Below are 17,200 nucleotides of genomic sequence, written 5' to 3'. Positions count from 1 at the left end.
AAAGGAGAGAAACAAATGGGTAAAATTGATGAGATGTCAGTAAATGCAATTCGAATTCTAGCAGCAGATTCGGTACAAAAAGCGAATTCCGGTCATCCTGGACTGCCCCTTGGCTGCGCAGCCATGGCGTATGAATTATGGGCAAATCACATGAAACACAATCCTAAAAATCCGAAATGGGTAAATCGAGACCGCTTTGTTTTATCAGCTGGTCATGGATCTACATTACTCTATTCGCTATTACATTTATTTGGCTATGGTAATTTGTCAATTGAAGACCTCGCGCAATTTAGACAAGAGGATTCGCTAACTCCAGGTCATCCAGAATATGGTCATACCATAGGAGTGGAAGCTACAACCGGGCCACTTGGCGCTGGTATGGGTATGTCCGTAGGTATGGCAATGGCAGAAGCCCATCTTTCTTCCATCTTTAATAAAGAAGGATTTCCTATTGTAGATCATTATACCTATGTACTAGGCGGTGATGGATGCATGATGGAAGGAATCACCTCAGAAGTACTTTCACTGGCAGGAACCTTAGGTCTAAGTAAGCTGATTGTATTTTACGATAGCAACAACATTACCATAGAAGGAAGCACGGACATTGCTTTCACAGAAGATGTAGAAAAAAGGATGCAGGCATTTGGTTTCCAGACCATCGTAGTAGAGGATGGAAATGATCTTGAGGGAATTGGAAAGGCAATTCAAGCGGCTAAGGCTGAAACCAATAAACCCTCATTTATCATAGTAAAAACACAAATTGGCTATGGCTGCCCGGCAAAGCAATGCCAAGCAAGTGCACATGGCGAACCCTTAGGTGTAGAAAATGTTGCGGCTTTGAAAGAAAATCTCGGATGGGAAAAACAAGATGCGTTTTATGTCCCTGATGCTGTTTACCATCATTACAAAAAGATTGCAGAAAAAAAGGCAGAGGACGAAACAACTTGGAATGGGCTGTTTTTGGCCTATAGTGAAAAATACCCTGAGATGAAAACTCTTTGGCAGCAATATTTCGATAATAATGCATTAACAGATCTTCTAAATAAAGAAGAGTTTTGGGCTTACGCTGACAAAGCAGATGCAACACGAAACTTGTCTGGAATTATGATCAATCGCATTAAAGATATATTGCCAAACTTTATTGGCGGCAGTGCCGATCTTGCACCTTCCAATAAAACAAATATGAAAGATGCCGGAGATTTTTCAAAATCAAATTACAGTGGCAGAAATATTCACTATGGTGTAAGAGAGATTGGAATGGCAGCGATTGGTAATGGTCTTGCTTTACATGGGGGACTGAAAACTTTTGTTGGGACTTTCTTTGTATTTAGTGACTATGTAAAACCAATGGCAAGATTGGCATCGCTGATGGAATTGCCTGTTACATATGTTTTGACTCATGACAGCATCGGTGTTGGTGAAGATGGTCCCACCCATGAACCAATTGAACAATTAGCTATGCTGAGAGCAATGCCTAATTTTACCGTGTTCAGACCAGCAGATGCAACAGAAACATGTGCTGCATGGTACTATGCCATTACAACGGCAAAAACGCCGACTGCTTTGGTTTTATCAAGACAAAATCTGCCACAATTAAAAGGGGCAAGCAAAGAAGCATTAAAAGGTGGATATGTCCTGGCCGATTCCAATAAAGCAGTGCCAGATGGAATTATTATAGCAAGCGGATCAGAAGTGGAATTGGCTGTGAATGCCAAAGTAGAATTAGCTAAAGAAAATATTGACGTAAGAGTCGTAAGTATGCCCTCTATAGATGTTTTTGAGGAGCAGTCAGACGAATATAAAGAAAGTGTGCTGCCCAAAGCCGTGAGAGGGAGAGTCGCAGTAGAAGCAGCCAGCGATTTTGGTTGGGGCAAGTATGTTGGACTTGATGGTGCATATGTAACCATGAAAGGTTTTGGGGCATCAGCGCCAGCGAAAACATTATTTAATAAATTTGGTTTCACCACAGAAAATGTTGTTGCAGTAACCAAGAAGGTATTGAAAGGCAACTAGCGTAGAAGAAATAGGAACTGTAGTGTTAAAAAAGGAGATCGGATTCATGAAGAAGATAGGAGTGTTAACCAGCGGCGGGGATGCCCCAGGCATGAATGCAGCCATTCGAGCCATAGTAAGAACAAGCATTTATCATGATCTCAAAGTTGTTGGAATCCAAAGAGGTTATACGGGTCTCTTACATGGTGAAATAAAAGAAATGCATATAGCATCGGTTGGCGATATCATTCACCGAGGCGGAACGATTCTTAAAACTTCCAGATGTGAAGAAATGAAAACAGAAGCTGGCATCAATAAGGCAATTGAAATATTAGAGAAAAATGAAATTGACGGCCTCATCGTAATCGGTGGAGATGGTTCTTTCCAGGGAATTAATAAACTTGGTCGCGGCAATATCAAAGTAATGGGAATTCCCGGTACCATTGATAACGATTTAGCGTACACCGATTATACAATTGGTTTTGATACAGCAGTTAATACGGTGCTCGATTCCATCAGCAAAATAAGAGATACATCCATGTCTCATGAGAAAGTAACCATTATTGAAGTGATGGGAAGGCACTGCGGGGATATCGCTCTTTACGCAGGTCTTGCTGGAGGGGCGGAAAGTATCTTAGTTCCAGAAGAACAATATGAAGTGAAGAAAATTTGTGAGAAAATGCTGCAAGGCAGGAAGCGCGGGAAAGCTCATAATATTATTATGTTGGCTGAAGGCAGAGGATCTGCTGCAGAGTTACAAAAAGAAATATTGAATAATGCTGGTATTGAATCAAGAGTTACGGTGCTTGGATATCTTCAGCGAGGCGGAGTGCCCACCGCTGTTGATCGAATATTAGCAAGCAAAATGGGAGCTATGGCTGTTAATCTATTGATTGAGGGGAAATCCAATCGTGCCATTGGCATAAAAGACAATCACTTGATTAACATAGATATTATGGAAGCGCTTACGAAAAGAAAAGTATTTGATCAAGAAATGTACAATTTATCTCAAATATTGTCAATCTAGCAAGACGGTAAGGGTAAGGTGAGAAGGATGAAAAGAATCGAAGTAATAAGCGGTGAAAATATCCAATTAGCACTAGGCAGTTCAAAGCGACAATATCTAGTGGGTGAATTAGCCTTGCCTCAAGAACTGGAATATTTACGAGATCCTCATGTAGAAGCCGGCATTACAGAATATACAGAGTATACGATTGAAAAACCGCACTATCATACAACAACAACCGAGTATATCTATGTATTAGCAGGGGAAAGCAAGTATATCAACGTAAAGACGCGAGAAGAAACCTTTGTTAAACAAGGAGATTTTTATTTAATTCATCAAGGAATTACCTATGCACAAAAGTCAAAAGCGGGGCTTAAATTATTGTTTTTTAAATATCCTTCGGGTAATGATAAAGTTACCGTTGAGGATAACGGAAGCTTAGATGAGTGGTATAGCAGCTTTTAAAAAATAATACTACCATGCAATAAAAACCGAACGATCTGCAAGTTCTCTGTTGAGTTCTTGCAAGTCGTTCGGTTTTTTGCGTTCCCTGGCAGAATCCTATTTTTCGTAATTTGCGATTAAACGTGAAGCATATGACAAGGGAGCGGTACTGCTTTGCGCAGGAGAGGCTAAGTATTCCTGCTGCTGTAATGCGCGTAAACCTTGATCACTAATTTCAACAACATCTGCTTTTTGTCGTGTAATTTTTGAGCCAAAATTACGTTTATTGTATTTGCTGCTTTTTTGTATGTTAGTCATTTGATTTTGCTGCGATATTTGAAGATAGGCAGCACCCATTTTTCGTATGGGAGATACTTTAATGATTGGTTGCATTTATGATAAACTCCTTTCTTTTGGAATTTACTTGAAATACTATCTTTAGAATAGTATATAAATGTGACAAAATAATGACGATTGGCAACCAATTCCAAATGGGGTAAATTCTGATCTAGCGGTTTAACTGCTGCGGACGAATATGCTCTCCTGCCACATTTGACAGATATAATCGAAAATTAAATGTGCCAGCGTCGTTGTAAATGCTCCGATTCCAGCAAGAGACAACTAGCCCTCCCATCATCGACATACACCTAGTATCTCTCCAGTGCGAGTTCCTTATTCACCGAAATACATCCTCAAGCTTATGAACGCCTCACTCAAAAACCTCAGTTTCTTTTTTTGCGTGCAAGAAAAGGGTAGGATTGAACTGTTAGGAGCAGAGGAATGGAATTCCTTGACAAATATAAAATCACAAGTATACTTATAAGTATCGACTTATTCTCAGGGCGGGGTGAAATTCCCCATCGGCGGTATCTCAGTTGTACTGAGGAGCCCGCGAGCGCTCTTTTAGAAAAAGAGGTCAGCAGAACTGGTGAGAAACCAGTGCCGACGGTATAGTCCGGATGGAAGAGGATAAGGCAGTCAGCTAAAAAAGTTTATTCTAAAATGTGGGTTAATGCTGTTTTATGTCTGTGTTGAGCTGTCTGTCCATCTGTGCCCTGATTCTAGTAAGTCCGACTAAAATCATTAGGAGGAGTATACTGTGAATCAAACATTACTAACTCGATTTGGAAATCCTATGGAGCGGGTGGAAGCCGCATTACACGCATTGCGAAATGGTCAGGGGGTCTTGGTTACTGATGATGAAGAGCGGGAAAATGAAGGCGATATTTTCTTTGCAGCAGAATCTTTAACCAATGAACAAATGGCTATGCTTATTCGTGAGGGAAGCGGAATTGTTTGCTTGTGCTTGACGGAAGAAAGAGTACAGGCATTAGAATTGCCCATGATGGTAGATGTAAATACCAGTAGCTTTGAAACCCCTTTTACCATTTCAATTGAAGCGGCAGCCGGAGTTACTACAGGTGTTTCTGCTGCTGACCGTGTGGCCACGGTGAAAGCGGCGATTGCTGATCCTATAAGACCTGATTGCCTTCGGCGGCCAGGTCATGTTTTCCCATTAAAGGCCAAGCAAGGCGGCGTTTTGGAAAGAGCAGGACATACCGAATCCAATGTTGATTTAATGCGCATTGCAGGATTAAAACCTTATGGTGTATTATGTGAACTAACAAATCCTGATGGTACAATGGCACGTATGCCTGAAATAGTAGCATTTGCAGAGAAAAATCATATGCCGGTAATTACGGTTGAAGATATAATTGCTTATCGCAAGAACAGGGGAATATAAAATACAGCAAGGTAGAAGCGACGGTTTTGTTGCTTCTACCTTTTATTAGTTATAATAAATTGCAGTAAGAGGAGTTTTGTAGGAAAAATTAGGTAGTTTAAAAGTGTTAATTAGAAGCTAGAGACAAGATTTCCTGAAAATGCAGTGCATAAGAATTTCGCCACAGGTCAATAACTAATCATGCGGTAAACTGGTAGCATAAGCACAGCAAGGGAGGTTTGAAGCATGAGAGAAAAATTGATTTCTGGCATGTTTTCCACTGTGTCCGAAGCTGAATTAATGATGTTATTGGCTGCTGAGTCAGAGGCTGAGGATGCGCCAGCTGAGCAGCAGGAAATCAATAGCCAAAACGGAGTTGCAAATGAGGAAATGGACAATCATACAACTAGTAGCTGACCTTTTGCCCCCGGAGCTCTGTTTGCAGGATGGCTGTCTTTCACCGTAATTGTAGCGTTGACTTTCTAGCATATTGCGCCAGTTAACCGCAAAGAAAGAGAGAGCGTTCCTAGACATTTTGACAGGGACGTTCTCTCTGTTTTATAGGTCGGCTATAACTCGCTCTACTATAGGCGTTGTAGTTTTTGGCTAAATAATATAAAACAAGGAAAAGCAGTGAAAGAAGGTGAAATAGAAAATACCAGAAGAATTAAAACGAATTGAACCGCAGGTATAGGGAATCTGCATATTAAATCATTAGTATCTTCTGTTTTGATTTGACATAGTAGTGAATATCAATTAGGTAAACAATTTAAAAGGAGGACACGTATTGTTATGGTAAGGTACGTACTATTTGACTTTGATGGTACTTTGGTAGATTCACTAAATATCGTTATCGAAGTGTATAACCAGCTTGCAAGCAAGTATGAAGCAAAGAAGATAGAGCAAAAGGATATTGCACATATAAAAAGACTATCTATTACGGAAAGGTCTAAATTTCTTGATTTTAAATTATATAAATTTCCACTTCTAGCGTTGGACATTTACAAACTATATAAGTACTCCATAAAGGATCTTATTTTGTTTGATGGAATTAAGGAATTATTGGAAGAATTAAATGCGTGTGGCTTTCAGCTAGCAATTGTCTCAACAAATTCGGAGCAGAATATAAGAGAATGTCTTAAGCATAATCAGATTGACTTTATTAATGAAATTATTTGTTCTAACAATATGTTTGGAAAGAATGAAGATATTAAAAGATTTTTAAAAACGCACAAACTGAAAGATTCCGAAGCGATTTATGTTGGAGACGAAGTTAGAGACATTATTGCGGGCAAAAAAAGTGGTGTTAAGGTGATTTGGGTAAGTTGGGGATACGATCAGATTGATAATGCGAAGAAGGAACATCCAAACTATATAGTTCATAAACCCCATGAAATTTTAAGTATTTCGCAGTCGATTTAGGAGCTTAAAAGAAGTACGCATAGGAGTATAAAGATGAGAACTGTAACTGCTGCATTGTTAATAAAAGATGAATTGTGTTTAATAGCAAAGCGAGGTGCCCCAGATCCATTCTCTTTTAGCTCAGGCTTGACATGAAAAAAAATTAGTACTACACTGTAATTAATAACATTCTTATTCCAGAAATGTTGTTATTTACAAGGGAAGCAATGAGTAATTAGATTTCGATTATAATCTTTATATCAATCATTATGATCCTTATTACATAGTAGCTCGTTGCTTTCTTATATGTTCGAGGAGGCTAATAATATGAATCAAGACAAAACATTAACATGCAAGGATTGTGGTGTTCAATTTGTTTTTTCAGCATCAGAACAAGATTTCTTTGCCGAAAAAGGGTTTACTAACGAACCTGGACGCTGCCCTGAATGCAGAGCTGCCCGCAAACAAGCCCATAATAGCGGCGGTCGAGGTAATAACTATCAACAGCGTGAAATGCATGAGGCTATTTGTGCAGAGTGCGGTATAACCACTCAAGTACCTTTTCGCCCAAGCGGAGATCGTCCAGTGTATTGCAGAGACTGTTTTAGCAAAATCAACCATCGATAACGAAGTAACCGATCTCTGATTTAACTGTCTGCCTCATGGTGGGCAGTTTTTTTAGTCTGATGGAAAATATAGCAAATGGAGCAAACAGACGGTTTGATATGCAATCCCAAAAAAACTACTCACCATATAATGTGAGTAGTTTTTCAACTATAATATTTTCTTTAGTAGCCATTGCATTCGATTATTAAATCAACAAAACTCCTGTTACTGTTAAATTTGTGATTCATTTAGCAGGAGTTTTATCTTACTATGACAAATGCTAAAATATGGGAATATGTATTTCCTTGAAGAAAAAATTCATTATCTCTTTAATTTTCTAATAATATTATTAAACCTGTTCCTTTACTTTTGGCAGATGAAAGGAGGTCTAACCATTGTCAGTCATATCATATCAAGATTTTCCTAGATTGAATAAGAGCCTTGTAGATAGGCAAGAGCAAAATTCACTGAAACGCTACATAGATCGAAGGAGTGAACGAGAGCATATTGCTAGTAAACTTTCAACCCAAAGCCCTCTCGAGGTAGATACATCTTACCGAGTTGCGATTCGCAAAACACTCATCAATCCTCGAGATGGCTTGTCTATGAAGCGGATCATCGGTGAAAGTGACCTATTTCCCATTTCGTATCTGGAAGCGGGGTTGAAAGCTGGTAAGTCCGTGTGTAGAATTGAAATACGTGATTCTATAGGTAGGGTACTCGGGCATGGTACAGGATTTCTCGTTGCGCCTTCTTTGCTGCTTACCAATCATCACGTCTTAGACAGCGCAAGCGTAGCACGTTCTAGCCTCGCCCAATTTAACTGCGAGGTTGATCTCAACTTAATGCCGCGTCAGATCAAAAGCTTCCGTTTTGTACCGGAACGTTTGTTTATAACGGATGTGAAACTTGATTTCACATTAGTCGCATTAGAGACTGACTCTGCTGACGGAACGAAATTAAGCGAATTTGGATTCTTACCACTGTACATGGAATCAGGAAAAGCACTCTTAGGTGAATATGTCTCAAGCATCCAGCATCCTTCAGGAGCACCCAAAGTAGTTGCGATTAGAGAGAATAGAATCACCGATATATTTGACGACTTTATCAACTATACAACAGACACTATGCCAGGTTCGTCGGGTTCTCCGGTGTTTAATGATGAGTGGGTGACCATTGCTCTTCATCATACAGGCGTTCCTGACCCCGATGACAGTACCAAATACATTGCTAATGAAGGCATTCGTATCAGTAGTATTATGGAGTGTATTACCCTGCTGCGACCCACACTACATGAAGAGCAGCAAGTACTACTTGATAGTCTCTTTGCTAGTTCTGGGTTACCGTACATTGAAAGAAGTCAAATGATAATAGGGAACTTAGCTATTGACTGGTACGAAAGATCAACTGGTTATAACACTGCCTTTCTCGGCAACCATTATGCAGTACCTCTCCCTGAGTTGCGATCTGATCTAAAGCAGGATATTGCCCTGCTAAAGAATGGTACAACAGTACTAGATTATACCCATTTTTCGATTGTTATGAGTAAATCGCGTCGCTTAGCGTATTATACAGCAGTAAATATTAATGGACAACAGCTCATTAATATTCAGCGTCCAAAGAAATGGTACTTTGATCCTCGTATTGACCGCAAATATCAATGTGGTCCTGAATTGTATGACAACAATGATATTGACCGGGGGCATCTTGTCCGTAGACTGGATCCAATATGGGGAAAGCTTGCCAAAAAAGCCAACGAAGATACTTTTCATTTTACGAATTGCTCTCCCCAACATAAAAACTTTAATCAACTCACATGGCTAGATTTAGAAAACTATATTTTAAAAAACGCTGAGACTTTTGATCTTAAAGTGACCGTGTTCACTGGACCGGTCTTTCGTACGGACGATATGCTATATCGTGGTGTTAAAATTCCCGCCGAGTTTTGGAAAATAGCGGTAATGGTTAAAGAGGATGGCAATATGTCAGCAACAGCCTATTTGCAAACCCAAAAGAACCTTATTAGAGACTTGGATTTTGCATTTGGCAGTTACAAAACGTACCAAGTAGCTGTCAGTAACATCGAAATTTTAACGGGACTTGACTTTGGTGATTTACGGAACCATGATCCTCTTAGGAGTATTACAGAGGTTGCTGATGATACTGAATCCGCAATCGTTAATGTTATCAACACTCCTTCAGATATTAGAATCTGATTAAGGTCAATATTGTCAGAAATACAACGCTCTCTAAAAAACAGGCGTTGTATTTTTGGTTAAACAATATAAAACAAGGAAAATCAATGAACGAAGTTGAAATGTAAAATACTATGGGTTTGTACGAATTACTGTTTATCGGAAGCTATGGAAGCTTCTACAGGCTGAGGATAAGCTGTAATGAATTTCATAAGATTATATGATATACTATTGAACAAAGAAATATTCGTTGGTCGATGTTTTTAATAAAGTTTTATTGGCAACAATATAGTGAAAATAAGGTTTAATGAGAGAGAAGGGCGTATAAATGGATTGTGCACTGAATGATACACTCATTCGTTCCATACAAGCTATCGGCAGAGAGTATGCAATCAAACGAATTGTTCTTTTTGGCTCTCGAGCAAGAGGTGACAACAAGTCAACTAGCGATATTGATCTTGCAGTGTACCCTTTGCCAGAATTTAAAAGTAAAGGATATTTCTCCAGTGAAATTGACGATCTTGCAACACTTTTCAAAATAGATGTAATATTTATAGATAATCATACCGATATAAAATTATTAGAAAATATAAAAAAAGAAGGTGTGGTTATATATGAGCGATTATAAGCAAAAATTTGAAAACTACAAGAATGCATTGAACAGACTAAATGATGGAATTATGAAATTTGACCAGACAAATGATTTGTTACGGGATGGATTAATTCAACGTTTTGAATTCACCTTTGAGCTTGCTTGGAAAGCATTGAAAGCTATTTTTGAGGAGGAAGGACTTACAGGTCTTAATTCTCCCAAAACAGTACTTCGTGAAGCTTTCTCCGCAGGACTTATCGAAAAAGATGAATTGTGGCTTGCAATGTTAAGTGATAGGAACACAACTGCACATATCTACAATGAACAATTAGCAATTGAAATATGTAATAAAATTATCAAAGAATATGTATGTGAACTTGGCCAATTGAAAGAACAGATTAAAATGAGAATAGGTATATGAGTGGAGAGTTTAAATGCTTATAAGAGCAGAATTTATGAGATACTTAGAAACGCGCTGTCATCATAGATAGTGTGTTTTTTATTATAAGCATAGGGGCTTTGCTGGTGGAAACGATGAGGTCAGTGCATATCTAGTTACTCATTGGTGAGACTATGAGCAGAAGATTTATTTACAATTTAACCTTCTAAGGTATGGGGGGATAAAATGAAGCGGATACCAATGTTCGAAGAGATGTATGACCTGCAATCAGCAGCTGATGCAACAGGCCGTGAATTCTGGTTTAATAACGTGGTTTTTTCTTATCAGTGGTGGTTATTAGTGGTCGTAACCATTATTCCCTATATAGTCTGGTGGAAAATTGTTGACCGCAGAAGACTTTTCGAAATAACAACCTACGGACTACTCGTAACGTTACTGAGCGGTTTACTCGATGCCATCGGTGTGGAAGCGGATGCTTGGGAATATAAATACGACCTTGTCCCTTTGCTGGATGTGTTCATTGTTTATGATATAGCGGTATTGCCAGTCAGCTATATGGTTATTTATCAGTATTTTCCAAAGTGGCAGCCATTCATTATTGCTCATATTATCCTTGCATTTGTATTTGCCTTTGGTGCGGAACCGCTTCTGATGTGGTTAGATATATATCAAATGATGCAATGGAAACACATATATTCTGTTCCAGGATACTTCTTCCTTGCCATATTTCTTCGCTGGGTAATGGGGAGATTGATAAAAAAGAACCAATCTCTATAAGGAGAAACCAGTTAGGTACGAGTTTTTTTCAAATTTAGATTTATTCAAAAATACAACGTTCTAAAAACAGACGTTGTATTTTTTTGTGTAACAATATAAAACAAGGAAAATCAATGAACGAAGTTGAAATGTAAGATACTAAGGGTTTGTACAAAAATGGGAAAGTGATTTCGATTATTTAAGTCCAGAACTGGAAAGCGGAGGTGAATTCTAGTTGCAGGAGTTGATAAATGTAAGAGTACATGACTATTATTGGGATGAAGATCTTAGTTGTGCAGTGACAACACTAAAAATTCTATCTGAATTATTCTATACTGAGCTGCATCCACAGGTCGTAGAAGCTGCATTTGGGTTAAATGCTGGCAGATTCGGTTCTCAGTGCGGTTTAGTTGAGGGAGCATTACTGTTTATCGGAAGCTACGGAAGCTATAGAAATATGAATAAAGAAAACATCGCAGTCATATGTCATGAATTTTGTCGTAAGTTTCAAGCACGTTTCGGTGGTCTATTATGTAACGAATTAAGAACCCAAGGGTTCAGTCCAGGTAACCCTCCACATCTTTGCGAAAATATCACTAAACAGGCTGTTACTTTTTCTGCGCAATTCATTTTAGAAGAAATGGGAATGGCTTGCTAAATGCTGGCGTTTATTACTCATAAACATATTTTACAGTTAAATCCTACAGACGTTGAAAAGATAGTAACAGTTATTACCGCACCAAAATCTTGCGAAAGCAGAAAAAGACTATAAAAATGAACATGTTTTGAATAATAGAAGGTGGATGTATTTATGAGTATAGATATTACAAAAGAAAGAGTAACTAGGATATTCAAATATTTAGAAGCGTTGTATCAACATCGTAACCCAGTGAAAAGGCAAATCTCTGAGCAGCCTTGGGTACTTTGGTTAGATAGTCTTACAGACCATCCGAACATCAAGTTTTCTCGAAGCTATTCCACTGAAGAACAAAAATCGTCTATCATTAAGGTGAAGCGTCCAAACGTTTCCGTTGCTCCAGAGCCGCCTCATCATCTTAGAAATTGGATAAAGAATGGGTGGCAGGACCCTTTCAAGGAAGTAGAAATTCTTGAATCCATCAATTTACCAAGTGGTGAAAATACAATTACCATTTTTTTTATTGATGATAAAGAACGTATAGAACAGGTAGCGGAATGGACTTGCCGACGTAATGTATGGGCTGCAGCGGAATGCCCAGCTCGTGAAGTAATGAAGGTATATGAGCGAATTTATGATTTATATGTTCTTCTTCAGAAGGAGTCTGAAAAATATCGGATTGTCTTAGGGGATGGTATTCTCAATTGGCGACAGCCAGAGGGAGGAATTCATCATCCTATTTTATTGCAAAAATTAGAATTGGAATTTGACTCTGCAAATACTGAGTTTTCATTTGAAGAAACGAATGACGCCCCAGAACTATACAGCGCGCTTTTTGCCTCATTGGAAGATATAGATGGAAAATTATTAGCTTACCACCGTGATGACATTGAAAACAAAAATTACAGTCCCTTGGGGGAAGAAGCAACAGATTCATTTTTCAAGCGATTTATTAGTCAATTGTCTGTTTATGGTGAATTTATCATGAAGGACAATGTGGAGGGAGAGCTTGATTCACCACGCATATTTAGAAGGCCTTGTATCTTTCTTCAAGACCGTAGTGGTGGCTTGTTGGTTACGATTCAGTCCATTATTGAACATATCCAACAAAATAATGAATTACCTGGTTCTTTGCAAAGTATTGTTGGTATTAGTCAACCCAATAAAGAGGATTTATCTTTACGGAACAGTCAACTACAGTATTATGAACCAGATAACATTTACTTTGGAAAACCAGCCAACATAGAGCAAATCAAGGTTGCTGAAGTTCTAGATCATAATTTTGGAGTCTTGGTTCAAGGACCTCCTGGAACTGGTAAAACTCATACGATCGCTAATTTATTGGGTCATTTGTTGACACAAGGTAAAACTGTATTGGTAACAAGTCATACAACCAAAGCTCTACGGGTATTGAGGGAAAAAGTAGCGAAAGAATTACAACCATTATGTGTCAGCGTTCTTGATCGTGATAGCCAAAGTCAGGAAGAAATGAAAAACTCAATTGAGAGCATAGTTTCAGAATTGTCTACCATCAATGAAAACGAATATATCCGTAAAACTGATGATTTAAAGACCCGAAGAGACTGGATTATTAAGCGTATAAAAGATCTCCAGAAAAATCTAATTGATGCAAGATCTATCGAATTTCAAAGCATCGTAATTGCCGGAAAAGAGTATTCGCCGAAAGAGGCAATTCAGATTGTTTTATCGGGAAGAAATAGTAATGATTGGATACCGGGAACGATTGAGCCTTTTTCGCCTGTTCCATTGTCCATAGAAGAATGTAATACGTTATATGAATATACCTATACACTTTCTACTGAAAATGTATCAGTTATTGCCTCAGCTTTACCTTCTTTAGAATGCTTACCTTTTGAAGATGATGTTGCCTTATGGATGGAACAAGAACGAGAACTTCTCCATATGGACTATCGTACCGGCGAAGAATATTGGAATGATATTCCCCTCGATTTTGAAGATGGTTATTATCTAAAACTTCATGAATTGAACCAGGCACTTTCCTCTGCTATTGAAGAAATAGGGGAAGCAGCTGATTGGCATAAAGCAATACTACAGGCTGGTTGGAAAGGAAAGGCCCATCGGCAAGTGTGGGATCAGCTTGTGAGTGATGCAGATCAATACGTAACGAAGCATGCTCTTTTCAAAACTCAAATATATAAATACCAACCTCTCTTTGCTACAAAGCTTGAATTTCACCAGCATATGAATGTTGTGAATGAAATCATTGCTCATCTTGAAAGCGGTGGTACACTAGGGAGATTGACCCTAATCATACACCCTTCATGGTCAACGTTTCGCAAGAGTGTAACTGTAAATAACAAGATGATTAGTACTCTTGATGAGTTTCAATTCATTAGAGAATATATGATACTTCAACAGGATCGATTGAATTTAATACAACGTTGGAATGGATGCATGAGTGATTGCAGAGGTTTACTTCTACAGTCTGAGGAAAATATTGAGGAAATCCTTCCTCAAATTTATCCTGTCATTTTACAGAGGCTAAATTGGTATGATCAAATATGGAAAAATCACCAGGAAAAGCTTATAGAAGTGGGCTTGTCGTGGGAGTTACTCTTGACAAAGCAACCCATGGTAACAGGACAATCAGCTGAATTGATTCGACTATTTCAAACCATTTGCGGTCCGTTGAAAGAATGTCTTACTTCTCGTTCGAATCGATATCGTCTAGAAGAAATACAGCGATCTTTATCAAAAGTTGAGGCATATATAGATTGCTATTGTCATAGTAAGTACGCCGATATTGCAATCGCTCTTCGTACCGCGATTCGGAATCGCGATGTACCTGAATATCGACTTGCTATTGCTAATTTGCATCATACCATTACTATGAGTGAGGTAGTCTTGCAACGACAAGTACTATTGGATAAATTGGCTGTTTACGCCCAGGAATGGGCAACAAAGATGCAAGAATTTAATGAGAATCATGTTGCTTCTCAGCCGCCAGGCAATGTGGAAGATGCCTGGCTTTGGAAGCAGCTACATCAAGAACTATCAGCACGAGCCAGTTTGTCCTTGGACAAAATGCAAGAAGAATTAGACTTGCTAACAACTGATTTGTATGCAATCACAAATCAGTTCATTTCAAATCGTGCTTGGCTGCATCAAAAACGAAGAGTCAAATTGAATCAGCAACAGGCATTAGTTGGTTATCTGGATGTTACGAAGAGAATCGGGCGCGGCACTGGCAAGCGTGTTCCAGAGCTGCAAAAAGAAGCAAGACGGTTGATGTCAGAGTGCCGTTCGGCAGTCCCTGTTTGGATTATGCCATTAACAAGAGTCGCTGAAACCTTTAGTCCAACGCAGACACAATTTGACGTTGTCATCATTGATGAAGCAAGTCAGTGTGATTTAATGGGATTGCTTGCGCTGTATCTTGGTAAAAAAGTTGTTGTAGTGGGTGACCATGAACAAGTAAGTCCATTATCAGTTGGTCAAAATAGCACGATTATAGATAGCCTGATTAGCCAATTTTTGCAAGGAATACCCAATGCTATTCTTTACGATGGCAAAGCATCCATATATGATCTTGCCCGTTCAAGTTTCGGAGGGATTCTTTGTCTTACAGAACATTTTCGCTGCGTTCCAGAAATCATTCATTTCAGCAATAAGCTTTGCTATAACATGGGGCTCAAACCCTTACGAGAATCAAATTCTTCCTATCTAAAACCAGCGACGATTCCTTATAGAGTTACAGGCGGTTCAAAAGATGGGAAGATAAATGAACAAGAAGCAATAACGATTGCCTCCTTAATAGTTGCCGCTTGTAAGTTGCCTGTATATAAAGACAAAACGATAGGAGTCATCACCTTATTAGGGGATGAGCAGGCTCTGTTAATCGACCAACATTTGCGAAAACATCTTACTGATGATGAATATACCAAAAGACATATTATTTGTGGTAATCCAGCTCATTTCCAAGGCGATGAACGAGACATTATCTTCTTATCTCTTGTAGATTCTACGGATAATCCACCACTAGCTATGAGGGCAGACGGGCCAGATGGGATGTATAAAAAAAGATACAATGTTGCAGCTAGTCGTGCCTGTGAACAAATGTGGGTTGTCCATTCTCTGGATGTAAACATCGATTTAAAACCAGGGGATATTCGACGAGAATTGATTGAACATGTTGAAAATCCATTTCGGAGTGAAAGAGAATTAGAAAGTTTAGCAAATGCAACAGAATCACCTTTTGAAGAAGAAGTATTAAAGAATTTAGTTCATAAGGGATATACAGTAGTTCCTCAATGGAAGGTTGGCTATTATCGAATTGACATGGTTGCGACTTGTGGCGATAAAAAAGTGGCTATCGAGTGTGATGGAGAAAAGTACCACGCCCTTGATAAGTTAGCAGAAGATATGGCACGGCAAGCAGTATTAGAAAGGCTAGGATGGAGATTCATCCGTATTCGTGGAAGTCAGTACTATTTAGACCCTGAAAAAACCATGGAAGCCGTCTTGGCACGATTGAATGAACTTGAAGTATTTCCTAATCATATGGAGAAAGAAGCAGATATCTCTCAAGATAGTGAGATCGTTCAGAAAGTTATCCGAGATGCCGATTTATTGCGCATCACCTGGTCCAGTAATGGAGGAGTTCCACCGATTGAGGTAATAGAGCCAATTGAACGCAGAATAATTCCAGAAGCTGCTCCTGCTAAAGAATTAATGGCAACTAAGGAATCGGAAGGACTAATGCTTCTTCTTACATCAGGAAAACAAGGTAATGAGCAATGGATTAGAACCCAAGGATATAAGGCCTGGGATCGACTTGCTGCATGGGGTACGAAGAATGGGAAACTTAATTCAAAATATATTCTTTTTGCACAAATGATTAGTAAGAGCGTAATGAATGTAAGGGAGATTACATTTTATCAGGCTGCCAAAGGTAGGCAAATGATGGAGAAGTGCATTCTGCAAGGCTTTTCAGAAAGTGAAATATAGTCTTTAAAAGTGGCCTTTAATGAAGTAACCCTGAGTCTGATTACATCAGACTCAGGGTTACTTCATTAAAGGGGAAAAGGTCGGATTAAAACGTGCTTTTAACTTATAATTATTTATTGTTGATATTCTGAATGAGATTAAACCTAACATTTTCTTTAGTATTGCAGTTTTTTTTATTATATGGTAAATATAGTTTGTATAAAAAATAATTTTAAAACTATTGAAAATCAACCAAAGATGACTCGGAAGAACTGGTTGGGTGTATTGTTATAGCAAATGTATAAGACAACAGAACCGTCACCTCGGCAGGTTTTTTCTTGCTTATTTCATTACCTGAAATATAATGGAATAAAAGGTTTATCGAGGTGTTGGGTATGGATTATTTAATTGTGAAAAAACTACCGACTAACAAACTATCATTTTTCTGCCAGACGAATCGCCGGTGCGGAGAAGAAAGAT

At 38.6% G+C, this 17,200-nt stretch carries 14 protein-coding genes and 1 riboswitch; of the genes, 13 read left to right on the top strand and 1 reads right to left on the bottom strand.

All coding sequences use genetic code 11. The features are described from left to right. Positions 1-15 precede the first annotated feature (15 nt). Genes tkt through LMF89_RS09915 form a run of 3 tightly spaced genes read left to right on the top strand, consistent with a single transcriptional unit; the run spans position 16 to position 3,463 of the window. Positions 16-2,013, top strand: coding sequence for a transketolase (gene tkt, locus LMF89_RS09925; RefSeq protein WP_229534917.1), 1,998 nt, complete (start codon positions 16-18; stop codon positions 2,011-2,013). 46 nt (positions 2,014-2,059) lie between these two features. Continuing rightward, positions 2,060-3,019 carry a 6-phosphofructokinase gene (pfkA, locus tag LMF89_RS09920; RefSeq protein WP_229534916.1) on the top strand — a complete coding sequence of 320 codons (960 nt, stop codon included), beginning with the start codon at positions 2,060-2,062 and terminating at the stop codon, positions 3,017-3,019. 27 nt (positions 3,020-3,046) lie between these two features. Then, positions 3,047-3,463 carry a cupin domain-containing protein gene (locus tag LMF89_RS09915; RefSeq protein ID WP_229534915.1) on the top strand — a complete coding sequence of 139 codons (417 nt, stop codon included), beginning with the start codon at positions 3,047-3,049 and terminating at the stop codon, positions 3,461-3,463. Between the two features lie 96 nt (positions 3,464-3,559). Here LMF89_RS09915 and LMF89_RS09910 read toward each other — a convergent pair whose 3' ends face one another. Beyond that, on the bottom strand, positions 3,560-3,835 hold the full coding sequence (locus LMF89_RS09910; RefSeq protein ID WP_229534914.1) for a hypothetical protein: 276 nt from the start codon (positions 3,833-3,835) through the stop codon (positions 3,560-3,562). Between the two features lie 436 nt (positions 3,836-4,271). Then, a riboswitch (FMN riboswitch) is annotated at positions 4,272-4,417 on the top strand. 124 nt (positions 4,418-4,541) lie between these two features. Between LMF89_RS09910 and ribB the strand changes: the two genes are divergently transcribed. The 10 genes from ribB to LMF89_RS09860 all read left to right on the top strand — a co-directional run bounded on the left by ribB (position 4,542) and on the right by LMF89_RS09860 (position 16,741). Further along, on the top strand, positions 4,542-5,186 hold the full coding sequence (ribB, locus tag LMF89_RS09905) for a 3,4-dihydroxy-2-butanone-4-phosphate synthase (protein WP_229534913.1): 645 nt from the start codon (positions 4,542-4,544) through the stop codon (positions 5,184-5,186). Between the two features lie 225 nt (positions 5,187-5,411). Then, entirely contained in the window at positions 5,412-5,582 is a 171-nt protein-coding gene (locus tag LMF89_RS09900; protein ID WP_229534912.1) for a hypothetical protein, read from the top strand. Between the two features lie 375 nt (positions 5,583-5,957). Then, positions 5,958-6,587, top strand: a complete 630-nt coding sequence (locus tag LMF89_RS09895) for an HAD-IA family hydrolase (RefSeq protein WP_229534911.1) — start codon at positions 5,958-5,960, stop codon at positions 6,585-6,587. Between the two features lie 306 nt (positions 6,588-6,893). After that, complete coding sequence (locus LMF89_RS09890) at positions 6,894-7,193, top strand: zinc-ribbon domain containing protein (protein ID WP_007952459.1); 300 nt, start codon at positions 6,894-6,896, stop codon at positions 7,191-7,193. 374 nt (positions 7,194-7,567) lie between these two features. Further along, positions 7,568-9,388, top strand: a complete 1,821-nt coding sequence (locus LMF89_RS09885; protein WP_229534910.1) for a DNA/RNA non-specific endonuclease — start codon at positions 7,568-7,570, stop codon at positions 9,386-9,388. A 307-nt stretch (positions 9,389-9,695) separates the two neighbouring features. Beyond that, positions 9,696-9,995 (top strand): nucleotidyltransferase family protein, encoded by a 300-nt coding sequence (locus LMF89_RS09880; RefSeq protein WP_229534909.1) that lies wholly within the window; start codon positions 9,696-9,698, stop codon positions 9,993-9,995. Further along, positions 9,982-10,380, top strand: coding sequence for a nucleotidyltransferase substrate binding protein (locus tag LMF89_RS09875; protein ID WP_229534908.1), 399 nt, complete (start codon positions 9,982-9,984; stop codon positions 10,378-10,380). The genes LMF89_RS09880 and LMF89_RS09875 overlap by 14 nt, the downstream gene beginning before the upstream one ends. A gap of 204 nt (positions 10,381-10,584) precedes the next feature. Then, positions 10,585-11,136 carry a CBO0543 family protein gene (locus tag LMF89_RS09870; protein WP_229534907.1) on the top strand — a complete coding sequence of 184 codons (552 nt, stop codon included), beginning with the start codon at positions 10,585-10,587 and terminating at the stop codon, positions 11,134-11,136. A 214-nt stretch (positions 11,137-11,350) separates the two neighbouring features. Further along, positions 11,351-11,773, top strand: coding sequence for a C-GCAxxG-C-C family protein (locus tag LMF89_RS09865; RefSeq protein ID WP_229534906.1), 423 nt, complete (start codon positions 11,351-11,353; stop codon positions 11,771-11,773). A 153-nt stretch (positions 11,774-11,926) separates the two neighbouring features. Then, on the top strand, positions 11,927-16,741 hold the full coding sequence (locus LMF89_RS09860; RefSeq protein WP_229534905.1) for a PDDEXK-like endonuclease domain-containing protein: 4,815 nt from the start codon (positions 11,927-11,929) through the stop codon (positions 16,739-16,741). Positions 16,742-17,200 lie beyond the last annotated feature (459 nt).

The organism is Pelosinus baikalensis (assembly GCF_020819555.1).
Taxonomy (GTDB): domain Bacteria; phylum Bacillota; class Negativicutes; order DSM-13327; family DSM-13327; genus Pelosinus; species Pelosinus baikalensis.
The sequence above is the reverse complement of the archived record's forward strand: the minus strand, read 5'-3'. Positions and strand labels throughout refer to the sequence as shown.